Origin of the sequence: Metapseudomonas otitidis (assembly GCF_011397855.1) — a bacterium.
Taxonomy (GTDB): Bacteria; Pseudomonadota; Gammaproteobacteria; order Pseudomonadales; family Pseudomonadaceae; genus Metapseudomonas; species Metapseudomonas otitidis.
In genome coordinates this window covers 695,412-718,182 of record NZ_AP022642.1, presented here as the reverse complement: position 1 = coordinate 718,182, position 22,771 = coordinate 695,412, and the positions used below count along the sequence as shown (strand labels likewise).

General features: G+C 59.4%; 26 protein-coding genes. All 26 read right to left on the bottom strand.

Annotated features, from left to right (window positions below):
* Positions 1 to 5: 5 nt before the first annotated feature.
* Positions 6 to 398: a 30S ribosomal protein S8 gene (rpsH, locus tag PotMrB4_RS03435; RefSeq protein WP_069565396.1), complete on the bottom strand. Its 393-nt coding sequence runs from the start codon at positions 396 to 398 to the stop codon at positions 6 to 8.
* A gap of 187 nt (positions 399 to 585) precedes the next feature.
* Positions 586 to 891 (bottom strand): 30S ribosomal protein S14, encoded by a 306-nt coding sequence (gene rpsN, locus PotMrB4_RS03430; RefSeq protein WP_044411017.1) that lies wholly within the window; start codon positions 889 to 891, stop codon positions 586 to 588.
* A gap of 13 nt (positions 892 to 904) precedes the next feature.
* Positions 905 to 1,444, bottom strand: a complete 540-nt coding sequence (gene rplE, locus PotMrB4_RS03425) for a 50S ribosomal protein L5 (RefSeq protein ID WP_044411014.1) — start codon at positions 1,442 to 1,444, stop codon at positions 905 to 907.
* A 19-nt stretch (positions 1,445 to 1,463) separates the two neighbouring features.
* Positions 1,464 to 1,778 carry a 50S ribosomal protein L24 gene (gene rplX / locus PotMrB4_RS03420; RefSeq protein WP_069562478.1) on the bottom strand — a complete coding sequence of 105 codons (315 nt, stop codon included), beginning with the start codon at positions 1,776 to 1,778 and terminating at the stop codon, positions 1,464 to 1,466.
* Between the two features lie 12 nt (positions 1,779 to 1,790).
* Entirely contained in the window at positions 1,791 to 2,159 is a 369-nt protein-coding gene (gene rplN, locus PotMrB4_RS03415) for a 50S ribosomal protein L14 (RefSeq protein WP_003448734.1), read from the bottom strand.
* A 22-nt stretch (positions 2,160 to 2,181) separates the two neighbouring features.
* Complete coding sequence (rpsQ, locus tag PotMrB4_RS03410; RefSeq protein ID WP_044411009.1) at positions 2,182 to 2,448, bottom strand: 30S ribosomal protein S17; 267 nt, start codon at positions 2,446 to 2,448, stop codon at positions 2,182 to 2,184.
* A 2-nt stretch (positions 2,449 to 2,450) separates the two neighbouring features.
* Complete coding sequence (rpmC, locus tag PotMrB4_RS03405; RefSeq protein WP_044411006.1) at positions 2,451 to 2,642, bottom strand: 50S ribosomal protein L29; 192 nt, start codon at positions 2,640 to 2,642, stop codon at positions 2,451 to 2,453.
* The gene (rplP, locus tag PotMrB4_RS03400) at positions 2,642 to 3,055 is read right to left on the bottom strand and encodes a 50S ribosomal protein L16 (protein ID WP_044411003.1); all 414 of its coding nucleotides are present in this window, start codon (positions 3,053 to 3,055) and stop codon (positions 2,642 to 2,644) included. The genes rpmC and rplP overlap by 1 nt, the downstream gene beginning before the upstream one ends.
* Positions 3,056 to 3,067: 12 nt before the next feature.
* On the bottom strand, positions 3,068 to 3,754 hold the full coding sequence (rpsC, locus tag PotMrB4_RS03395) for a 30S ribosomal protein S3 (RefSeq protein WP_044411000.1): 687 nt from the start codon (positions 3,752 to 3,754) through the stop codon (positions 3,068 to 3,070).
* 13 nt (positions 3,755 to 3,767) lie between these two features.
* Positions 3,768 to 4,100 carry a 50S ribosomal protein L22 gene (rplV, locus tag PotMrB4_RS03390; protein ID WP_044410997.1) on the bottom strand — a complete coding sequence of 111 codons (333 nt, stop codon included), beginning with the start codon at positions 4,098 to 4,100 and terminating at the stop codon, positions 3,768 to 3,770.
* A 13-nt stretch (positions 4,101 to 4,113) separates the two neighbouring features.
* Positions 4,114 to 4,389, bottom strand: a complete 276-nt coding sequence (gene rpsS / locus PotMrB4_RS03385; protein WP_027590504.1) for a 30S ribosomal protein S19 — start codon at positions 4,387 to 4,389, stop codon at positions 4,114 to 4,116.
* Between the two features lie 14 nt (positions 4,390 to 4,403).
* On the bottom strand, positions 4,404 to 5,225 hold the full coding sequence (gene rplB, locus PotMrB4_RS03380) for a 50S ribosomal protein L2 (RefSeq protein ID WP_044410973.1): 822 nt from the start codon (positions 5,223 to 5,225) through the stop codon (positions 4,404 to 4,406).
* Positions 5,226 to 5,236: 11 nt separating this feature from the next.
* On the bottom strand, positions 5,237 to 5,536 hold the full coding sequence (gene rplW / locus PotMrB4_RS03375; RefSeq protein WP_044410970.1) for a 50S ribosomal protein L23: 300 nt from the start codon (positions 5,534 to 5,536) through the stop codon (positions 5,237 to 5,239).
* Positions 5,533 to 6,135 (bottom strand): 50S ribosomal protein L4, encoded by a 603-nt coding sequence (gene rplD / locus PotMrB4_RS03370; RefSeq protein WP_044410967.1) that lies wholly within the window; start codon positions 6,133 to 6,135, stop codon positions 5,533 to 5,535. The genes rplW and rplD overlap by 4 nt, the downstream gene beginning before the upstream one ends.
* 14 nt (positions 6,136 to 6,149) lie before the next feature.
* Positions 6,150 to 6,785, bottom strand: a complete 636-nt coding sequence (rplC, locus tag PotMrB4_RS03365) for a 50S ribosomal protein L3 (protein WP_044410965.1) — start codon at positions 6,783 to 6,785, stop codon at positions 6,150 to 6,152.
* Positions 6,786 to 6,870: 85 nt separating this feature from the next.
* Positions 6,871 to 7,182, bottom strand: a complete 312-nt coding sequence (gene rpsJ, locus PotMrB4_RS03360; protein WP_003243886.1) for a 30S ribosomal protein S10 — start codon at positions 7,180 to 7,182, stop codon at positions 6,871 to 6,873.
* Positions 7,183 to 7,340: 158 nt separating this feature from the next.
* Positions 7,341 to 8,534: an elongation factor Tu gene (tuf, locus tag PotMrB4_RS03355; protein ID WP_044410941.1), complete on the bottom strand. Its 1,194-nt coding sequence runs from the start codon at positions 8,532 to 8,534 to the stop codon at positions 7,341 to 7,343.
* 30 nt (positions 8,535 to 8,564) lie between these two features.
* Positions 8,565 to 10,700 carry an elongation factor G gene (fusA, locus tag PotMrB4_RS03350; protein WP_074974281.1) on the bottom strand — a complete coding sequence of 712 codons (2,136 nt, stop codon included), beginning with the start codon at positions 10,698 to 10,700 and terminating at the stop codon, positions 8,565 to 8,567.
* Positions 10,701 to 10,730: 30 nt separating this feature from the next.
* Positions 10,731 to 11,201, bottom strand: coding sequence for a 30S ribosomal protein S7 (gene rpsG, locus PotMrB4_RS03345; RefSeq protein ID WP_044410935.1), 471 nt, complete (start codon positions 11,199 to 11,201; stop codon positions 10,731 to 10,733).
* A gap of 109 nt (positions 11,202 to 11,310) precedes the next feature.
* Entirely contained in the window at positions 11,311 to 11,682 is a 372-nt protein-coding gene (rpsL, locus tag PotMrB4_RS03340; protein ID WP_044410932.1) for a 30S ribosomal protein S12, read from the bottom strand.
* 158 nt (positions 11,683 to 11,840) lie between these two features.
* Entirely contained in the window at positions 11,841 to 16,046 is a 4,206-nt protein-coding gene (gene rpoC, locus PotMrB4_RS03335; RefSeq protein ID WP_044410930.1) for a DNA-directed RNA polymerase subunit beta', read from the bottom strand.
* A gap of 67 nt (positions 16,047 to 16,113) precedes the next feature.
* Entirely contained in the window at positions 16,114 to 20,187 is a 4,074-nt protein-coding gene (gene rpoB, locus PotMrB4_RS03330; RefSeq protein ID WP_044410928.1) for a DNA-directed RNA polymerase subunit beta, read from the bottom strand.
* Between the two features lie 221 nt (positions 20,188 to 20,408).
* Entirely contained in the window at positions 20,409 to 20,777 is a 369-nt protein-coding gene (gene rplL, locus PotMrB4_RS03325) for a 50S ribosomal protein L7/L12 (RefSeq protein ID WP_044410925.1), read from the bottom strand.
* A gap of 81 nt (positions 20,778 to 20,858) precedes the next feature.
* Entirely contained in the window at positions 20,859 to 21,359 is a 501-nt protein-coding gene (rplJ, locus tag PotMrB4_RS03320) for a 50S ribosomal protein L10 (protein ID WP_044410923.1), read from the bottom strand.
* A gap of 212 nt (positions 21,360 to 21,571) precedes the next feature.
* Complete coding sequence (rplA, locus tag PotMrB4_RS03315; RefSeq protein ID WP_044410921.1) at positions 21,572 to 22,267, bottom strand: 50S ribosomal protein L1; 696 nt, start codon at positions 22,265 to 22,267, stop codon at positions 21,572 to 21,574.
* On the bottom strand, positions 22,268 to 22,699 hold the full coding sequence (gene rplK / locus PotMrB4_RS03310) for a 50S ribosomal protein L11 (protein WP_044410918.1): 432 nt from the start codon (positions 22,697 to 22,699) through the stop codon (positions 22,268 to 22,270). It abuts the gene before it with no gap.
* Positions 22,700 to 22,771 lie beyond the last annotated feature (72 nt).

Sequence of the window (22,771 nt, the reverse complement as noted above, 5' to 3'; positions counted from 1 at the left end):
CCCCCTTAGAACACAGTGCAAAGCACTTCGCCACCAACGCCAGCGGCGCGAGCAGCACGATCAGTCATCACACCTTTGTTGGTGGACACGATCGAAACGCCCAGACCGCCACGAACCTTCGGCAGCTGATCGACGGACTTGTACTGGCGCAGGCCAGGACGACTTACGCGCTTCAGCTCTTCAATGACCGGACGGCCTTCGAAGTACTTCAGCTCGATGGACAGCAGAGGCTTAACATCGCTGCTGACCTGGTATCCCGTGATGTAACCTTCGTTCTTCAGAACGTTGGCTACCGCCACCTTCAGCTTGGAGGACGGCATGCTTACGACAGACTTTTCAGCCATCTGGGCATTACGGATACGAGTTAGCATGTCCGCTAACGGGTCCTGCATACTCATGGGCTAGTTGCTCCTAAATACAAAAGAATAGCCTTGCGGCTAGAGTCACCTGCGAGCTCCAGGCACAAGAAGGCCTGAATCGGGCGAGCCGAATATTCTAGAGAGACCCTAGAAACGAATCAAGCCCCTTGCGGGGCTTGATTCGGCACATCCATGAAAGGCCGACGACTGGCGTCGACCTTCGACATCACCAGCTGGCTTTGACCAGACCGGGAACGTCACCACGCATGGCGGCTTCACGCAGCTTGTTACGGGACAGCCCGAACTTGCGGTAAACGCCGTGCGGACGGCCAGTGATGCGGCAGCGGTTACGCAGGCGCGATGCGCTGGCGTCACGCGGCTGCTTCTGCAGGGCTACCTGGGCTTCCCAACGCGCTTCCGGAGTGGAGTTCGGGTTGGCAATGATAGCTTTGAGCTCAGCACGCTTCTTGGCGTACTTGGCGACCGTCAGCTGACGCTTCAGCTCGCGGTTCTTCATGCTCTGTTTGGCCATATTCCTGCTCCAATCAGTTGCGGAAGGGGAAGTTGAAAGCGCGCAACAGAGCGCGACCTTCATCATCATTGCGGGCGGTGGTGGTCAGGGTGATGTCCAGACCACGCAGCGCATCGATCTTGTCGTAATCGATTTCCGGGAAGATGATCTGCTCTTTCACACCCATGCTGTAGTTGCCGCGACCATCGAAGGACTTGGCATTCAGGCCGCGGAAGTCACGAACGCGCGGCAGGGAGATGGAGAGCAGGCGATCCAGGAACTCGTACATACGATCGCGGCGCAGCGTCACCTTGACACCGATCGGCCAACCCTCGCGAACCTTGAAGCCGGCAATGGACTTGCGGGCGTAGGTCACGACGGCCTTCTGACCGGTGATCTTTTCCAGGTCGGCTACTGCGTTCTCGATGACTTTCTTGTCACCGATAGCTTCGCCGAGACCCATGTTCAGGGTGATCTTGGTAACACGCGGAACTTCCATCACGTTAGCCAGCTTCAGCTCTTCTTTCAGCTTGGGCGCGATTTGCTTCCGGTAAATCTCTTTCAGTCGTGCCATGGTGTTCTACCTATGATTCTCAAGCGCCAACCGGCTTCTGGGTGGACTTGAAGACACGAATTTTTTTGCCGTCTTCGATCTTGAAGCCAACGCGGTCAGCCTTGTTGGTTTCGCTATTGAAGATGGCGACGTTGGAGACGTGCAGGGGCGCCTCCTTCTCGACGATACCGCCCTGGATGCCGGACATCGGGTTCGGCTTGGTGTGGCGCTTCACCAGGTTGATCCCACCGACGACCAGACGGTCGTCAGCGAGAACCTTGAGCACCTTGCCACGCTTGCCCTTGTCTTTGCCGGCGATGACGATGATCTCGTCGTCACGACGAATCTTTTGCATGACGGCTTCTCCTTACAGCACTTCAGGGGCGAGCGAGACGATCTTCATGAACTTCTCGGAACGAAGCTCACGGGTCACAGGCCCGAAGATGCGGGTACCGATCGGCTCTTGCTTGTTGTTCAGCAGAACAGCAGCGTTGCCGTCGAAGCGGATGATGGAGCCATCAGGACGGCGAACACCGTGCTTGGTACGGACCACGACAGCAGTCATCACCTGGCCTTTCTTGACCTTGCCACGGGGAATCGCTTCCTTGACGGTGACCTTGATGATATCGCCGATACCGGCATAACGACGGTGCGAACCACCCAGGACCTTGATGCACATAACGCGACGAGCACCGCTGTTGTCAGCGACGTCGAGCATGGATTGAGTCTGAATCATATCTTTCTCCGACCCTTAGTCCTTAGACTTCCACGGCACGTTCGACGATTTCCACCAGCGCCCAGGACTTGGTCTTGGCCAGCGGACGGGTCTCACGGATGGTGACCTTGTCGCCGATGCGGCACTGGTTGGTTTCGTCGTGAGCGTGCAGCTTGGTCGAGCGCTTCACGTATTTACCGTAGATCGGGTGCTTTACACGGCGCTCGATCAGGACGGTGATGGTTTTGTCCATCTTGTCGCTGACGACGCGGCCGGTCAGCGTGCGGACGGTTTTCTGAGCTTCAGCCATGATCACTTACCTGCCTGCTGGTTCAGCACAGTCTTGACGCGAGCGATGTCGCGCTTCACTTGCGAGAGCAGGTGAGACTGCCCCAACTGGCCAGTTGCCTTCTGCATACGCAGGTTGAACTGGTCGCGCAGCAGACCGAGCAGTTGCTCGTTCAGCTGCTCTGCGGTTTTTTCACGAAGTTCATTCGCTTTCATCACATCACCGTCCGCTTAACAAAGGAGGTGGCGAGCGGCAGCTTTGCAGCAGCCAGGGCGAAGGCCTCACGCGCCAGCTCTTCGGAAACACCCTCGATCTCGTAGAGCACTTTGCCCGGCTGGATCTGGGCTACCCAGTACTCGACGCCACCCTTACCTTTACCCATACGAACTTCGAGGGGCTTCTTGGTGACAGGTTTGTCGGGGAATACACGGATCCAGATCTTGCCACCACGCTTCACGTGACGGGTCAGGGCACGACGTGCCGCTTCGATCTGGCGAGCGGTGAGACGACCGCGAGAAACCGCCTTCAGGGCGAACTCGCCGAAGCTGACCTTGCTACCGCGGTGAGCCAGACCACGGTTGTGGCCGGTCATCTGCTTGCGGAATTTTGTACGCTTGGGTTGCAGCATTTTGCGTACTCCTTACTTAGCAGCTTTTTTACGAGGAGCGGGCGCTACGGGCTTCAGCTCTTCCTGGCGGCCACCAATGACCTCACCCTTGAAGATCCAAACCTTCACACCGATCACACCGTAAGTGGTGTGAGCCTCGTAGGTTGCGTAATCAATGTCGGCGCGCAGGGTGTGCAGGGGCACACGGCCTTCGCGGTACCACTCGGTACGCGCGATCTCGGCACCGCCGAGACGACCACTGACCTGGATCTTGATGCCTTTGGCACCAAGACGCATGGCGTTCTGTACCGCACGCTTCATGGCGCGACGGAACATAACGCGACGCTCGAGCTGCTGAGCAACGCTCTGAGCAACCAGCATACCGTCGAGTTCCGGCTTGCGGATCTCTTCGATGTTGATGTGCACAGGCACACCCATTTGCTTGGTCAGGTCCTGGCGCAGCTTCTCGACATCCTCACCCTTCTTGCCGATCACGATGCCGGGACGAGCGGTGTGGATGGTGATGCGTGCGGTTTGAGCCGGACGATGGATATCGATACGGCTTACGGACGCGCTTTTTAGTTTGTCTTGGAGGTACTCACGGACCTTCAGATCGGCAAACAGATAGTCGGCATAAGTGCGCTTATCTGCGTACCAGACGGAGGTGTGCTCCTTGACGATTCCCAGGCGAATGCCAGTGGGATGTACTTTCTGACCCATCTGATCGACTCCGTTACTTGTCCGCAACCTTGACAGTGATATGGCAAGACCGCTTGACGATGCGATCAGCGCGGCCCTTGGCACGCGGCATGATGCGCTTCAGCGAACGCCCTTCGTTAACGAAAACGGTGGAGACTTTCAGGTCATCCACATCAGCGCCTTCGTTGTGCTCGGCGTTGGCAACGGCCGACTCCAGCACTTTCTTCATGATTTCAGCGGCTTTCTTGCTGCTGAAGGACAACAGGTTGAGCGCCTCGCCCACCTTCTTCCCGCGGATCTGGTCGGCGACCAAGCGGGCTTTCTGGGCGGAGATTCGAGCGCCCGACAGCTTAGCGGCTACTTCCATCTTTCCTTACCCCTTAACGCTTGGCCTTTTTGTCCGCAGCATGCCCGCGATAGGTGCGGGTAGCGGCGAACTCGCCCAGTTTGTGGCCGACCATGTCTTCGTTCACGAGAACGGGGACATGCTGGCGACCGTTGTGTACAGCAATGGTCAGACCGACCATCTGCGGCAGAACGATGGAACGACGCGACCAGGTCTTGACCGGTTTGCGATCGTTCTTTTCCACCGCCACTTCGACCTTCTTCAACAGGTGAAGATCGATAAAGGGACCTTTTTTCAGAGAACGCGGCACAGTCGTATCCTCGATTATTTACGGCGACGGACAATCATGTTGTCAGTGCGTTTGTTCGCGCGAGTCTTCGCACCCTTGGTCGGGAAGCCCCACGGCGAAACCGGATGACGACCACCAGAAGTACGACCTTCACCACCACCATGCGGGTGGTCGACCGGGTTCATGGCAACACCACGAACGGTCGGACGAACGCCACGCCAGCGCTTGGCACCAGCCTTGCCCAGCGAACGCAGGCTGTGCTCGGAGTTCGAGACTTCGCCCAGGGTCGCACGGCACTCGGCCAGAATCTTGCGCATTTCGCCGGAGCGGAGACGCAGGGTTACATAGGCACCTTCACGGGCGACCAGCTGAGCAGAAGCACCAGCGGAACGCACCAGTTGAGCACCTTTACCCGGCTTCAGCTCCACACCGTGAACGGTGCTACCAACCGGGATATTGCGCAGCTGCAGGGTGTTGCCAACCTTGATCGGTGCATGGGCACCGGAGATCAGCTGATCACCCGCCACAACACCCTTGGGAGCGATGATGTAGCGACGCTCGCCGTCGGCGTACTTCAGCAGAGCGATGTGCGCAGTACGGTTCGGATCGTACTCGATACGCTCTACAACGGCAGGGATACCGTCCTTGTTGCGACGGAAGTCGACCAGGCGGTAATGCTGCTTGTGACCACCACCAATGTGGCGAGTGGTGATGCGGCCGTTGTTGTTACGACCACCGGACTTGGACTTCTTCTCAACCAGCGGAGCATAGGGAGCACCCTTGTGCAGATCCTGGTTGACGACCTTGACCACGAAACGGCGGCCAGCGGAAGTCGGTTTGCATTTAACGATTGCCATGATGCACCCCTTTACTCAGCGCTGCTGGCGAAATCGAGATCTTGGCCAGGCTGGAGAGCGATGTACGCTTTCTTCCAGTCATTGCGCTTGCCCAGACCACGAACGGTGCGCTTGGTCTTGCCCTTTACGTTCAGGGTGTTGACTGCGGCGACCTTCACGCTGAACAGGCTCTCTACGGCCTTCTTGATTTCCAGCTTGGTTGCATCGGAAGCAACCTTGAAGACGAATTGGCTCTTGCCATCTGCCAGAACGGTAGCCTTCTCGGAGATGTGCGGGCCAACCAGCACTTTGAATACGCGTTCCTGGTTCATGCCAGCAGCTCCTCGAATTTCTTGATGGCCGACACGGTGACCAGCACCTTGTCATAGGCGATCAGGCTTACCGGATCGGAACCCTGGACATCACGCACATCGACGTGAGGCAGGTTGCGAGCGGCAAGGTACAGGTTCTGGTCGACGTCATCGGAGATGATCAGCACGTCGCTCAGACCCAGACCATTCAGCTTACCCAGCAGGGCTTTGGTCTTCGGCGCTTCAACAGCGAACTCAGGCACTACAACCAGACGGTCCTGACGAACCAGCTCGGAGAGGATGGAGCGCAGAGCTGCGCGGTACATCTTCTTGTTGAGCTTCTGGGAGTGATCCTGGGGCTTGGCAGCAAAGGTGGTACCACCGGAGCGCCAGATGGGGCTGCGAATGGTGCCAGCACGAGCACGACCAGTGCCCTTCTGACGCCACGGCTTCTTGCCACCACCGGAAACTTCGGAGCGGGTCTTCTGCGCACGGGTGCCCTGACGACCGCCAGCCATGTAGGCTACGACAGCTTGGTGAACCAGGGTCTCGTTGAACTCACCACCAAAGGTACGCTCGCTGACTTCGATAGCCTGAGCGCCACTTACATTCAATTGCATCTCAGCTTCCTCTCTTAACCGCGAGCCTTGGCAGCCGGACGCACGAGCACGTCGCCACCGGTGGCGCCGGGAACAGCACCCTTGACCAGCAGCAGGTTGCGCTCAGCATCGACACGAACCACTTCCAGGGACTGGACGGTTACGCGCTCGGCACCGAGGTGACCGGACATTTTCTTGCCCTTGAAGACACGACCAGGAGTCTGGCACTGGCCAATGGAGCCCGGGACGCGGTGAGAAACGGAGTTGCCGTGGGTATTGTCTTGACCACGGAAATTCCAGCGCTTGATGGTACCGGCGAAGCCTTTACCTTTGGACTGACCCGTGACATCAACCAGCTGACCAGCCTGGAAGATCTCGGCGGTGATCTGATCGCCTGCCTGGTACTCGCCTTCTTCAAGACGGAACTCCCAGACACCACGACCAGCAGCCACGCTCGCCTTGGCGAAGTGACCGGCCTGGGCCTTGGTTACGCGAGAGGCACGACGTTCACCGACAGTTACCTGCACGGCGCGATAGCCATCGGACTCTTCGCTTTTGAATTGGGTCACACGATTCGGCTCGATCTCGATGACCGTAACCGGAATGGAGACACCTTCTTCGGTGAAAATGCGGGTCATGCCGCACTTACGACCGACTACACCAATAGTCATGTTGTAAACCTCATGAGTGTACGGGGCTTTCACCCGCTATGGCCGCCCATTTCAGAGCGTTACACGACTAAGAACCCGAAGGTCATTAGCCGAGGCTGATCTGCACTTCCACGCCTGCAGCAAGGTCGAGCTTCATCAGCGCGTCAACGGTTTTATCCGTCGGCTGGACGATGTCCAGAACACGCTTATGAGTGCGGATTTCGTACTGATCGCGCGCGTCTTTGTTGACGTGCGGAGAAATCAGAACGGTATACCGCTCCTTGCGAGTAGGCAGAGGAATCGGACCACGCACCTGAGCACCAGTACGTTTCGCGGTTTCCACGATTTCCTGGGTGGATTGATCGATCAGGCGATGGTCAAAAGCCTTCAACCGAATACGGATTTGTTGGTTTTGCATTTTGACCTCAGACTCTATCTCTGCTTGCCCCCAACAGACGGACTACGCCTGTTAAAAGGAGGCGCAATTGTACGGACGGCCCCAGGGGGTGTCAACTTTTAACCAATCCAAAAGAAAAGGGCCCCGAAGGGCCCTTTTCTCTGATGCAGGATCGTCGATTACTCGATGATCTTGGCGACGACGCCGGCGCCAACGGTACGACCGCCTTCGCGGATTGCGAAGCGCAGGCCATCTTCCATGGCGATCGGAGCGATCAGGGTGACGACCATCTTGATGTTGTCACCCGGCATTACCATTTCAACGCCTTCCGGCAGCTCGCAGTTGCCAGTCACGTCGGTGGTACGGAAGTAGAACTGCGGACGGTAGCCCTTGAAGAACGGGGTGTGACGACCACCCTCTTCCTTGGACAGCACGTACACTTCGCACTCGAACTTGGTGTGCGGCTTGATGGTGCCCGGCTTGGCCAGAACCTGGCCACGCTCCACTTCGTCACGCTTGGTGCCACGCAGCAGGATACCAACGTTCTCACCAGCACGGCCTTCGTCCAGCAGCTTGCGGAACATTTCAACGCCGGTGCAGATGGTCTTGGAGGTAGCACGGATACCAACGATCTCAACTTCCTCTTGAACGCGAACGATACCGCGCTCAACACGACCGGTCACAACGGTGCCACGGCCGGAGATGGAGAACACGTCTTCGATCGGCATCAGGAACGGCTGGTCAACGGCACGAATGGGCTCCGGAATGTAGGAGTCCAGGGTCTCTACCAGCTTGCGAACAGCGGAGACACCGATTTCGTTGTCGTCTTTGCCTTCCAGCGCCATCAGCGCGGAGCCGATGACGATCGGAGTGTCGTCGCCCGGGAAGTCGTAGGTGTTCAGCAGATCGCGAACTTCCATCTCGACCAGTTCCAGCAGCTCGGCGTCGTCAACCATGTCGGCCTTGTTCAGGAACACGACGATGTAGGGAACACCTACCTGACGGGACAGCAGGATGTGCTCGCGAGTCTGCGGCATGGGGCCGTCAGCAGCAGAGCAAACCAGGATCGCGCCGTCCATCTGGGCAGCACCAGTGATCATGTTCTTCACGTAGTCAGCGTGACCGGGGCAGTCAACGTGAGCATAGTGACGAGTAGCGGAATCGTACTCAACGTGGGAGGTGTTGATGGTGATACCGCGAGCTTTCTCTTCCGGAGCGTTGTCGATCTGATCGAACGCACGAGCCGAACCACCCCAGGTCTCGGAGCAGACTTTGGTCAGGGCAGCAGTCAGAGTGGTCTTGCCATGGTCAACGTGACCAATGGTGCCGACGTTGACGTGCGGTTTGTTACGTTCAAATTTTTCCTTAGCCACGACAGTAAACCTCTTACTTAAAGGGCGGGATTAGCCTTGTTTTTTAACGAGCGCTTCGACGATGTTCGACGGAGCTTCGGCGTACTTGGAGAATTCCATGGAGTAGCTGGCGCGACCCTGAGACATGGAGCGAACGTCGGTCGCATAACCGAACATCTCACCCAGTGGAACCTCGGCACGGATAACCTTACCGGAAACCGAGTCTTCCATACCCAGAATCAGGCCACGACGACGGTTCAGGTCACCCATCACGTCGCCCATGTAGTCCTCAGGGGTCACCACTTCGACCTTCATGATCGGTTCAAGCACCTTACCACCGCCCTTCTGGGCCAGCTGCTTGGTCGCCATGGAGGCCGCGATCTTGAACGCCATTTCGTTGGAGTCGACGTCGTGGTACGAACCATCGAATACGGTGGCTTTCAGGCCGATGAGCGGATAACCGGCAACAACGCCGTTCTTCATCTGCTCCTCGATACCCTTCTGGATCGCAGGGATGTATTCCTTCGGAACCACACCACCGACGACTTCGTTGGTGAATACCAGACCTTCGGTGATGTTGCCTTTTTCGTCCACGTCAGCCGACGAGAAGCGAATCCAGCAGTGACCGAACTGACCACGACCACCGGACTGACGAACGAACTTGCCTTCGATCTCGACGTTGTCCTTGGAAATGGTCTCACGGTAGGCCACCTGCGGCTTACCGATGTTGGCCTCTACACCGAACTCACGCTTCATGCGGTCGACGATGATGTCCAGGTGCAGTTCGCCCATACCACCAATGATGGTCTGGCCGGACTCTTCGTCGGTCTTGACACGGAACGACGGGTCTTCCTGGGCCAGCTTGCCCAGAGCGATACCCATCTTCTCCTGGTCAGCCTTGGTCTTCGGCTCGACAGCCACGTGAATCACGGGCTCCGGGAAGTCCATGCGCTCGAGGACGATCGGCTTGTCCGGATCGCACAGGGTGTCACCTGTGGTGACGTCCTTCATGCCGATCAGGGCCGCGATGTCGCCTGCGCGCACTTCCTTGATCTCGTCACGCTGGTTGGCGTGCATCTGCACCATACGACCAACGCGCTCTTTCTTGCTCTTCACGGAGTTGATGACCGACTGGCCAGACTCCAGAACGCCCGAGTAGACGCGCACGAAGGTGAGGGTACCAACGAACGGGTCGGTAGCGATCTTGAACGCCAATGCGGAGAACGGCGCGTTGTCGTCGGCATGACGCTCATCTTTCGGAGCCTCGTCGCCCAGATCGATGTGGTCCGGGTGGATACCCTGGATGGCCGGGATCTCGGTCGGAGCAGGCAGGAAGTCGATGACGGCATCGAGAACCAGGGGCACGCCCTTGTTCTTGAACGAAGAACCGCAGACAGCCGGAACGATCTCGCAGGCGATGGTGCGCTGACGCAGACCAGCCTTGATCTCCTCGATGGAAAGATCACCCTCCTCGAGGTACTTGTTCATTAGCTCTTCGTTGGCCTCGGCAGCCGCCTCAACCATGTTGGAGCGCCACTCATTGGCCAGGTCGACCAGCTCCGCAGGAATCTCTTCCTCGCGGTAGGAGGTGCCCTTGTCGTCTTCGTTCCAGTAGATGGCCTTCATCTTCAGCAGGTCGACCTGCCCCTGGAAGTCATCTTCCGCACCGATAGCCAGCTGAACCGGAACCGGGGTGTGACCCAGGCGGTTCTTGATCTGACCAACTACACGAAGGAAGTTGGCACCAGCGCGGTCCATCTTATTCACGTAGACGATACGCGGAACACCGTACTTGTTGGCCTGACGCCATACGGTTTCGGACTGCGGCTCAACGCCGGAGGTACCGCAGAACACCACGACAGCGCCGTCAAGCACGCGCAGGGAGCGCTCTACTTCAATGGTGAAGTCGACGTGGCCGGGGGTGTCGATGACGTTTACACGGTATTTGTCGTACTGACCGCGCGAACCTTCCCAGAAGGTGGTGATCGCAGCAGACGTAATGGTGATACCGCGCTCTTGCTCCTGCACCATCCAGTCGGTGGTAGCAGCGCCGTCGTGCACCTCACCCATCTTGTGGCTGAGGCCGGTGTAGAACAGGATCCGCTCGGTAGTGGTGGTCTTGCCCGCGTCAACGTGGGCGCAGATACCGATGTTCCGGTAGCGGTTAATTGGTGTGGTACGAGCCATAAAGCCCTCGCAAAAGTATTGATGCCGTGATTAGAAGCGGTAGTGCGAGAACGCTTTGTTGGCCTCAGCCATGCGGTGTACGTCTTCACGCTTCTTGACGGCTGCGCCTTTGCCTTCGAAGGCATCCAGCAGCTCACCAGCGAGACGCAGGGCCATGGACTTCTCGCCACGCTTGCGCGCGGAGTCCACCAGCCAGCGCATTGCCAGCGCATTGCGACGAGACGGGCGAACTTCGACCGGCACCTGGTAGGTAGCACCGCCTACACGGCGGGACTTGACTTCGACCAGCGGAGCGATGGCGTCGAGAGCTTTCTCGAAGATCTCCAGGGGATCGGTGTTCTTGCGTGCTTTGACAGTATCCAAGGCACCGTAAACGATGCGCTCGGCTACGGCCTTCTTGCCGCTTTCCATCACGTGGTTCATGAACTTGGCGAGGATCTGGCTTCCGTATTTCGGATCGTCCAGGATCTCACGCTTGGCTGCTACACGACGTCTTGGCATTGATAAGCCCTCAAACGGTCTTCAGGTTAGCCCAGCACGATAACCATTCGGTTACGGCCGACCTTACTCTTATCGACTCAGTAAAAAGAATTCAGGTTGAAGCGCCGGATTACTTCGGACGCTTGGTACCGTACTTGGAGCGACCCTGCTTACGGTCTTTGACACCAGTGGTATCCAGAGAACCGCGAACGGTGTGGTAGCGAACACCCGGGAGGTCTTTTACACGACCGCCACGGATCAGCACTACGCTGTGCTCCTGCAGGTTGTGACCTTCACCACCGATGTAGGAGGTGACTTCAAAACCATTGGTCAGGCGAACACGGCAAACCTTACGGAGTGCGGAGTTCGGTTTTTTCGGCGTGGTGGTGTACACGCGGGTGCACACGCCACGACGCTGCGGGCAGTTCTGCAGCGCAGGAACGTCGGACTTGTCGACGATACGCTTGCGCGGCTGACGTACCAGCTGGTTGATAGTTGCCATCTATAAGCTCCACTGTTGTCTTTCGACGCTATTGCCCTAAAGCAAAATGGCAGAGCTCAGCGCCCTGCCAAATTTAGGGGTGCATGAGTCTAAAGAGACTCAATCCCCCAGTCAAGACAAGGCCCTGGGCAACACAAAGTCGCCCAGGGCCCGCCTGATTAGTTGCCGCTGGAGTTCAGCGCTTCGGTCAACGCTGCTTCCACCTCGCTCGCGCTTACGCGGACCGGCTTGCCGGCTTCGCGCTGACGCTTGCGCTCGCTGTGGTAGGCCAGGCCGGTACCGGCCGGGATAAGACGACCCACCACGACGTTTTCCTTCAGGCCACGCAGGTAGTCGCGCTTGCCGGTGACCGCCGCCTCGGTGAGGACGCGGGTGGTCTCCTGGAAGGATGCCGCGGAGATGAACGACTCGGTGGACAGCGAAGCCTTGGTGATACCCAGCAGGACGCGCTCGTACTTGGCGATGAAGCGATCTTCACCAGCCAGACGCTCGTTCTCCTCCAGCACCTGGGTCAGCTCCATCTGGTCGCCCTTGATGAAGCTGGAATCCCCGGACTCCGCGATCTCTACCTTACGCAGCATCTGACGCAGGATGGTCTCGATGTGCTTGTCGTTGATCTTCACGCCTTGCAGGCGGTACACGTCCTGGATTTCATTGACGATGTACTTGGCCAGCGCACTGACGCCCAGCAGGCGCAGGATGTCGTGCGGGTTGCTCGGACCGTCGGAGATCACCTCGCCACGGTTCACCTGTTCGCCTTCGAACACGTTCAGGTGACGCCATTTCGGAATCAGCTCCTCGTAAGGATCGCTACCGTCGTTCGGCGTGATGACCAGACGGCGCTTGCCCTTGGTCTCCTTGCCGAAGGAAATGGTGCCGCTGATTTCCGCCAGGATCGAAGGCTCTTTCGGACGACGAGCTTCGAACAGGTCGGCAACGCGCGGCAGACCACCGGTGATGTCGCGGGTCTTCGAGGTTTCCTGCGGGATACGGGCAATAACATCACCCACGCCCACCTGAGCACCGTCGGCCACGCCAACCAGGGCGTTCGCCGGCAGGAAGTACTGGGCCGGTACGTCGGTACCCGGCAGCAGCAGCTCCTTGCCATTGGCGTCGACCAGCTTCACAGCCGGACGAATGTCCTTGCCGGCAGCCGGACGATCCTTCGGATCCAGAACCTCGATGTTGGTCAGGCCGGTGAGTTCGTCGGTCTGACGCTTGATGGTGATGCCTTCCTCCATGCCGACGAAGGTCACGGTACCCTTCATCTCGGTCACGATCGGGTGGGTGTGCGGGTCCCACTTGGCAACGATGGCGCCCGGGTCGACCTTGTCACCTTCCTTCACGGAGATCACGGCACCGTACGGCAGCTTGTAACGCTCGCGCTCGCGACCGAACTCGTCAGCCACTGCCAGCTCGCCGGAACGGGAAACCGCCACCAGCGCGCCATCGACACGCTCGACGTGCTTCAGGTTATGCAGGCGGATGGTACCGCCATTCTTGACCTGGACGTTGTCGGCTGCCGAGGTACGGCTGGCCGCACCACCGATGTGGAACGTACGCATGGTCAGCTGGGTACCCGGCTCACCGATGGACTGGGCGGCGATGACGCCGACCGCTTCACCGATGTTCACCTGGTGACCACGTGCCAGGTCACGACCGTAGCACTTGGCACAGATGCCATAGCGAGTTTCACAGGTGATCGGCGAGCGGACTACAACCTCGTCGATGCTCGCGCGCTCGATGAACTCGACCCACTGCTCGTCGATCAGGGTACCGGCCGGGACGATCACTTCGCCGTCGTCGCTGCCAGGCTTGAACACGTCCTTGGCGATGACACGACCCAGGACGCGCTCGCCCAGGGGCTCGACCACGTCGCCGCCTTCGATGTGCGGAGTCATCAGCAGGCCATGCTCGGTGCCGCAGTCGATCTCGGTCACGACCAGGTCCTGCGCCACGTCGACCAGGCGACGAGTCAGGTAACCGGAGTTCGCGGTCTTCAGTGCAGTATCCGCCAGACCTTTACGAGCACCGTGAGTGGAGATGAAGTACTGGAGTACGTTCAGGCCCTCACGGAAGTTCGCGGTGATCGGGGTCTCGATGATGGAGCCGTCCGGCTTGGCCATCAGGCCGCGCATACCGGCGAGCTGACGGATCTGGGCCGCGGAGCCCCGCGCACCGGAGTCCGCCATCATGTACATGGAGTTGAAGGACTCCTGATCGACTTCCTTGCCCTCGCGATCGACCACTTTCTCTTTCGAGAGGTTGGCCATCATCGCCTTGGACACTTCGTCGTTCGCCTTGGACCAGAGGTCGATCACCTTGTTGTACTTCTCGCCCTGGGTAACCAGGCCGGAGGCGTACTGGGATTCGATTTCCTTCACTTCCTCGGTGGCGGCATCGATGATGCGCGCCTTCTCATCGGGAATGACGAAGTCGTTCACACCGATGGAAACGCCGGAAATGGTGGAGTAGGCGAAACCGGTGTACATCAGCTGGTCGGCGAAGATGACGGTATCCTTCAGACCCACCACGCGGTAGCACTGGTTGATCAGTTTGGAGATCGCCTTCTTCTTCATCGGCTGGTTGACCACGTCGAACGACAGGCCTGCCGGAACCACCTGGAACAGCAGAGCGCGGCCGACGGTGGTGTCGACGATGCGGGTGTTCTTGGTGATACCGCCGTCCTTGTCCTTCACGGTCTCGTTGATGCGGACTTTCACACGGGCGTGCAGGGACGCCTCGCCGGCGCGGAACACGCGGTCGACTTCCTGCAGGTCAGCGAAGACGCGACCCTCACCCTTGGCGTTCACCGCCTCACGGGTCATGTAGTACAGGCCGAGAACCACGTCCTGGGACGGAACGATGATCGGCTCGCCGTTGGCAGGCGACAGGATGTTGTTGGTGGACATCATCAGCGCGCGCGCTTCCAGCTGGGCCTCAAGGGTCAGCGGAACGTGGACGGCCATCTGGTCACCGTCGAAGTCGGCGTTGTACGCGGCGCAGACCAGCGGATGCAGCTGGATGGCCTTGCCTTCGATCAGCACCGGCTCGAACGCCTGGATACCCAGACGGTGGAGGGTCGGCGCACGGTTCAGCAGCACGGGGTGTTCGCGGATGACTTCGGCGAGTACGTCCCAGACCTCGGGCAGTTCGCGCTCGACCATCTTCTTGGCCGCCTTGATGGTGGTGGCCATGCCGCGGGCTTCGAGCTTGCCGAAGATGAACGGCTTGAACAGCTCGAGGGCCATCTTCTTGGGCAGACCGCACTGGTGCAGACGCAGGGTCGGGCCCACGGTGATCACGGAACGACCGGAGTAGTCCACGCGCTTACCGAGCAGGTTCTGACGGAAGCGACCTTGCTTGCCCTTGATCATGTCGGCCAGGGACTTCAGCGGGCGCTTGTTCGAGCCAGTGATGGCACGGCCACGACGGCCGTTGTCCAGCAGGGCGTCGACAGCTTCCTGCAGCATGCGCTTTTCGTTGCGCACGATGATGTCCGGAGCGGCCAGGTCGAGCAGGCGCTTCAGGCGGTTGTTACGGTTGATGACCCGGCGATACAGATCGTTCAGGTCGGAGGTCGCGAAGCGACCGCCATCCAGCGGAACCAGCGGACGCAGGTCCGGCGGCAGCACCGGCAGGACGGTCAGCACCATCCACTCGGGGTGGTTGCCGGAATCCTTGAAGGCTTCCATCAGCTTCAGGCGCTTGGACAGCTTCTTGATCTTGGTTTCCGAGTTGGTCTGCGGAATCTCTTCGCGCAGGCGGCCGATCTCGTGCTCCAGATCGATGGCGTTCAGCAGCTCGCGGACAGCCTCGGCACCCATGCGGGCGTCGAAGTCGTCACCGAACTCTTCGAGGGCTTCGAAGTATTGCTCGTCGTTCAGCAGCTGACCTTTCTCAAGGGTGGTCATGCCCGGATCGATCACTACGTAGCTCTCGAAATAGAGCACGCGCTCGATGTCACGCAGGGTCATGTCCAGCAGCAGGCCGATACGGGACGGCAGGGACTTCAGGAACCAGATGTGGGCAACAGGGGAAGCCAGCTCGATGTGGCCCATGCGCTCACGGCGCACCTTGGCCAGCGCGACTTCCACACCGCACTTCTCGCAGATCACACCGCGGTGCTTGAGGCGCTTGTACTTACCGCACAGGCACTCGTAGTCCTTCACCGGGCCGAAGATCTTGGCGCAGAACAGGCCATCGCGCTCCGGCTTGAAGGTACGGTAGTTGATGGTCTCCGGCTTCTTCACTTCACCGAAGGACCAGGAACGGATCATCTCGGGCGAGGCCAGGCCAATACGGATGGCATCGAACTCTTCGATTTGACCCTGGTTTTTCAACAGATTCAGCAAGTCTTTCAAGGCCTTTCCTCCTCACGGACCCGCTACGACCGGCCTTGACCAGCCGTAGCGTTCTGGGCGTCGCGTGTTATTCGGTTTCCAGTTCGATGTCGATGCCGAGCGAACGGATCTCTTTGATCAACACGTTGAAGGACTCGGGCATGCCGGCCTCCATGCGGTGATCGCCATCCACGATGTTCTTGTACATCTTGGTACGGCCGTTCACGTCGTCGGACTTCACGGTCAGCATCTCCTGCAGGGTGTAGGCGGCGCCGTAGGCTTCCAGCGCCCAGACCTCCATCTCCCCGAAACGCTGGCCACCGAACTGCGCCTTACCACCCAGCGGCTGCTGGGTAACCAGGCTGTAAGAGCCGGTGGAACGTGCGTGCATCTTGTCGTCGACCAGGTGGTTCAGCTTCAGCATGTACATGTAGCCAACGGTGGTCGGACGCTCGAACATGTTGCCGGTACGACCGTCGAACAGGCGCATCTGGCCGCTCTCGGGCAGATCGGCGAGCTTCAGCATCGCCTTGATCTCGCGCTCCTTGGCACCGTCGAACACCGGGGTAGCCATCGGCACGCCGCCGCGCAGGTTCTTCGCCAGATCGAGGATTTCCTGATCGCTCAGTTCATCCAGGCTCTCCTGACGCCCACCGATCTCGTTGTAGATCTCGTGCAGGAACTTGCGCAGCTCGGCGATCTTGCGCTGCTCTTCGAGCATGCGGTTGATCTTCTCGCCCAGGCCCTTGGCCGCAAGGCCCAGGTGGGTTTCGAGAATCTGGCCGACGTTCATACGCGACGGTACACCCAGCGGGTTGAGGACGATGTCCACCGGCGTGCCATTGGCATCGTGGGGCATGTCTTCGACCGGCATGATCACGGAGACCACACCCTTGTTACCGTGGCGGCCCGCCATCTTGTCACCCGGCTGGATGCGGCGCTTGATGGCGAGGTACACCTTGACGATCTTCAGGACGCCCGGCGCCAGGTCGTCGCCTTGCTGAAGCTTGCGCTTCTTGTCTTCGAACTTGTCGTCCAGCAGCTGGCGGCGGTCGGAGAGGTAGGCCTGGGCCTTCTCAAGCTGCTCGTTCAGAGCGTCGTCCGCCATGCGCAGCTTGAACCACTGGCCGCGCTCGAGGCCGTCGAGGTACTCGTCGGTGATCTCGGTGCCTTTCTTGAGGCCGGCGCCACCTTCTGCAACCTGGCCGACCAGGGCGGAACGCAGGCGCTCGAAGGTTGCACCTTCGACGATGCGGAACTCTTCGTTCAGGTCCTTACGGATCTCGTCGAGCTGCATCTTCTCGATGGACAGAGCACGGGAGTCGCGCTCCACGCCATCACGGGTGAAGACCTGGACGTCGATGACGGTGCCCTTGGTACCGGTCGGCACACGCAGGGAGGTGTCCTTAACGTCGGATGCCTTCTCACCGAAAATCGCGCGCAGCAGCTTCTCTTCCGGAGTCAGCTGGGTCTCGCCTTTCGGGGTGACCTTGCCGACCAGGATGTCGCCAGCCTGTACTTCGGCGCCGACGTAGACGATGCCGGCTTCATCCAGCTTGTTCAGCGCAGCCTCACCCACGTTCGGGATGTCCGCGGTGATTTCTTCTGGGCCTAGCTTGGTGTCACGGGCGACGCAGGTCAGTTCCTGGATGTGGATCGTGGTGAAACGATCCTCCTGGACCACGCGCTCGGAGAGGCAGATGGAGTCTTCGAAGTTGAAGCCGTTCCAGGGCATGAACGCGACGCGCATGTTCTGACCCAGGGCCAGTTCACCCATGTCGGTGGACGGACCATCGGCCAGGATGTCGCTGCGCGAAACCTTGTCACCCTTCTGCACCAGCGGACGCTGGTTGATGCAGGTGTTCTGGTTGGAACGGGTGTACTTGGTCAGGTTGTAGATGTCGACACCGGCTTCGCCAGTCTCGACTTCGTCGTCGTTCACACGGACGACGATGCGGCTGGCATCGACAGAGTCGATCACGCCACCACGACGGGCCACGACGCAGACACCGGAGTCACGGGCAACGTTGCGCTCCATGCCGGTACCGACCAGAGGCTTGTCGGCACGCAGGGTCGGCACAGCCTGGCGCTGCATGTTCGAGCCCATGAGTGCGCGGTTGGCGTCGTCGTGCTCGAGGAACGGGATCAGCGAGGCAGCGACGGAAACGACCTGCTTCGGCGATACGTCCATGAGGGTGACGTCTTCCGGCGCCTTCACGGTGAACTCGTTCAGGTGACGCACAGCCACCAGTTCGTCGATCAGTTGGCCCTGCTCGTTGAGCGTGGCAGACGCCTGAGCGATGACGTGGTCGGCCTCTTCGATGGCGGAGAGGAAGACGATCTCATCGGTCACTTGGGTGCCTTTTACAACACGGTAGGGGCTCTCGAGGAAACCGTACTGGTTGGTGCGGGCGTAGGTAGCCAGGGAGTTGATCAGACCGATGTTCGGACCTTCGGGCGTCTCGATCGGGCACACACGGCCGTAGTGGGTCGGGTGTACGTCGCGGACTTCGAAGCCCGCGCGCTCGCGAGTCAGACCACCTGGGCCGAGTGCGGAAACGCGGCGCTTGTGGGTGATCTCGGACAGCGGGTTGTTCTGGTCCATGAACTGGGAGAGCTGGCTGGAGCCGAAGAACTCCTTGATCGCAGCAGCCACGGGCTTGGCGTTGATCAGGTCCTGAGGCATCAGGCCTTCGCTCTCCGCCATGGACAGGCGTTCCTTGACCGCGCGCTCGACGCGCACCAGGCCAACACGGAACTGGTTTTCGGCCATTTCGCCAACGCAACGGACACGACGGTTACCCAGGTGGTCGATGTCGTCGACGATGCCCTTGCCGTTGCGGATGTCGACCAGGGTCTTGAGGACCTCGACGATATCTTCGCGACTGAGGACACCAGGCCCCTCGATCTCGGTGCGACCGATCCGGCGGTTGAACTTCATGCGGCCGACAGCGGACAGGTCGTAACGCTCGGCGCTGAAGAACAGGTTGTTGAACAGGGTCTCGGCAGCCTCCTTGGTCGGCGGCTCACCAGGACGCATCATGCGATAGATTTCCACCAGGGCTTCCAGCTGGTTGCTGGTGGAGTCGATCTTCAGGGTGTCGGAGATGAACGGACCGCAGTCGATGTCGTTGGTGTACAGGGTCTCGATGCGGACGACCTGTGCCTTGGCGATCTTGACCAGCAGGTCGGTGGTCAGCTCGGTATTGCACTCGACGATGATCTCGCCGGTGGCCGGATGCACGATGGCCTTGGCGGTGGTGCGACCGAGGACGTAGTCCAGCGGAACTTCCAGCTCGCTGATGCCAGCCTTCTCCAGCTGGTTGATGTGGCGGGCGGTGATACGACGGCCCTGCTCCACGATCACCTTGCCGGACGGATCCTTGATGTCGAATACGGCGACTTCACCGCGCAGGCGCTGAGGCACCAGTTCCAGGTGCAGGCCTTCGCCCTTCACATGGAAGACGTTGGTGGCATAGAAGGCGTTGAGCACTTCCTCGGTGCTGTAGCCGAGCGCGCGCAGCAGGACGGAGGCCGGCAGCTTGCGGCGACGGTCGATACGAACGAATACGCAGTCCTTCGGATCGAACTCGAAGTCCAGCCAGGAACCACGGTAGGGAATGATCCGCGCGGAGTACAGCAGCTTGCCGGAGCTGTGGGTCTTGCCACGGTCATGGTCGAAGAACACGCCCGGGGAGCGGTGCAGCTGGGAGACGATCACGCGCTCGGTACCGTTGATGATGAAGGTACCGTTCTCGGTCATGAGCGGGATTTCGCCCATGTAGACTTCTTGTTCCTTGATGTCCTTGATGGCCTTGTTCGACGACTCCTTGTCGAAAATGATCAGACGCACCTTGACGCGCAGCGGAACGGCGAAGGTCACGCCGCGCAGCACGCATTCCTTGACGTCGAAGGCCGGCTCGCCAAGGCGATAGCCAACGTATTCCAGAGCGGCGTTGCCGGAATAGCTGATGATCGGGAATACAGACTTGAAGGCCGCGTGCAGGCCGATATCACGGATCCGCTCCTTGCTCGCGCCCGCCTGCAGGAATTCGCGGTACGAATCCAGCTGGATGGCCAGGAGGTAGGGTACATCCATGACGTCCGGCAACTTGCTAAAGTCTTTGCGGATACGTTTTTTCTCAGTGTATGAGTAAGCCATCAGCGTTCCCCAGCTTGGTCACCTGCTTATTTGGCTCCTCCGACGGGAGTAGCCAGAAAATCGTGCAAACCCCTTGGTTTGCGCCACCTTGGTCGGTGGGAGCCTCACATTCCAGGTAGCCGCCACGAGGCGACCACCTAGAACGGAAAAAGGCCGGTGGCCTAAGCCACCAGCCATCAGCCTTTCGCTTACCGCTCAGGCTGTAGACGCAAGGTCGTCGCTTACTTGAGCTCGACTTTGGCGCCAGCTTCTTCCAGAGCCTTCTTGGCAGCTTCGGCTTCTTCTTTCGAAGCGCCTTCCTTGACCACGCCCGGGGCGCCGTCAACAACTGCCTTGGCTTCTTTCAGGCCCAGACCGGTCAGCTCGCGAACGACCTTGATCACGTTCACTTTCTTGTCGCCAGCTTCAGCCAGGACGATAGTGAACTCGGTCTGCTCTTCAACAACAGCAGCAGCGGCAGCCGGGCCAGCAGCAACAGCTGCAGCAGCGGAAACGCCGAACTTCTCTTCCATTGCCTTGATCAGTTCAACAACTTGCATCACGGACATTTCGGATACGGCGTTGATGATGTCTTCGTTGGTCAGAGCCATGACTCTAATTCCTGTATTGATGGATGGCCTCAGGCGGCCATCGAATTAATCGAATAAAGCGAAAGGAAGGGCGCGGCCTTATCAGGCTGCGGCGCTTTCCTTCTGGTCGCGGATTGCCGCCAGGGTACGAGCCAGCTTGCTGGTGGCGCCTTGGATAACGCTCATCAGCTGGGATACGGCTTCGTCGTAGGTCGGCAGGGTTGCCAGTACGTCGATCTGGTTGGCTGCGATCAGCTTGCCTTCAAACGCGGCGGCCTTGATCTCGAACTTGTCCTGACCCTTGGCGAACTCCTTGAAGATACGGGCGGCAGCACCCGGATGTTCCTTGGAGAAAGCGATGAGGGTCGGGCCCTTGAACACGTCGCCGAGCACTTCAAAAGAAGTGCCTTCGACGGCGCGACGGGCGAGGGTGTTACGTACGACTTTGACGTAAACACCAGCCGCGCGGGCCTCTTTACGGAGTCCGGTCATGGCAGCCACGGTCACGCCACGGGCATCAGCCACGACAGCGGACAGGGCAGCTTGGGCAGCCTCGTTGACTTCAGCGACGATGGCCTTCTTGTCTTCGAGTTTAATTGCCACGGGTTCACTCCTGGATGTTACCGGTTCGTCCAGCCGAGGCCGGACGGCGTTTTGGTGTCTGATTCGGCAAACGAATCGGGAGCACCATCTGCGTAGGCTCGAGGATCGCTCCCCGGTTTAAGGCATGGCCGCCTACGGTCTTGGATAGCCCCCGCCAGGCAGGGACCCCAATACCTGCGCAGCGGGCACAAGACCCACTGCGACTTTGTTCCTTAAGCTTCCAGGGAAGCCTGATCGATCTGCAGACCTGGACCCATGGTGGTGCTCAGGGTCACGCGCTGCACATACACACCCTTGGAGGTGGACGGCTTGAGGCGCTTCAGGTCGGACAGCAGGGCTTCGACGTTCTGCTTCAGCTTGACCGGCTCGAAATCAACCTTGCCAACGGAAGCATGGATGATGCCGTTCTTGTCAGTACGGAAGCGTACCTGACCGGCCTTGGCGTTCTTGACTGCGGTAGCCACGTCGGGAGTAACGGTACCGACTTTCGGGTTCGGCATCAGACCACGGGGGCCGAGAACCTGACCCAGTTGACCGACAACGCGCATTGCATCAGGAGATGCGATCACCACGTCGTAGCTCAGGTCGCCAGCCTTCATTTCGGCGGCCAGTTCGTCCATGCCAACCTTGTCAGCGCCGGCAGCCAGAGCGGCTTCGACACCAGGCCCCTGGGTGAACACGGCAACGCGAACGCTCTTGCCAGTGCCATTCGGCAGGACAGTGGCGCCACGAACAACCTGATCGGATTTGCGAGGATCAACGCCGAGATTGATGGCGATGTCCACGGACTCCTTGAACTTGATGGTGGACAGCTCAGCAAGAAGCTTGGCTGCATCTTCGAATGCATATTGCTTGCCGGCTTCAACCTTGGCAGCAATTGCCTTTTGGCGCTTAGTCAGCTTTGCCATTTACACGCCCTCCACGTTCAGGCCCATGCTACGAGCGGAACCGGCGATGGTACGCACGGCCGCATCCAGGTCAGCTGCAGTCAGATCCGCCTGCTTGGCTTTGGCGATATCTTCCAGCTGTGCACGGGTAACGGTGCCAACCTTCTGGCTGTTCGGACGGGAAGAGCCGCTGGTGATGCCAGCCGCCTTCTTCAGCAACACGGAAGCCGGGGTGCTCTTGGTCTCGAACGTGAAGCTACGGTCGCTGTAGACAGTGATGATCACCGGAGTGGGCAGACCGGGCTCCATGCCCTGGGTCTTGGCGTTGAACGCCTTGCAGAACTCCATGATGTTCACGCCGTGCTGACCGAGAGCGGGACCAACCGGCGGCGAAGGGTTGGCCTGGCCAGCCTTCACTTGCAGCTTGATGTAAGCCTGAATCTTCTTAGCCATTTATGACTCCATTTGCGGGTTCAAGCGCCCAAGGGCTCCCCGATTTCATTGCGTTTATCCCAGTGACGACAA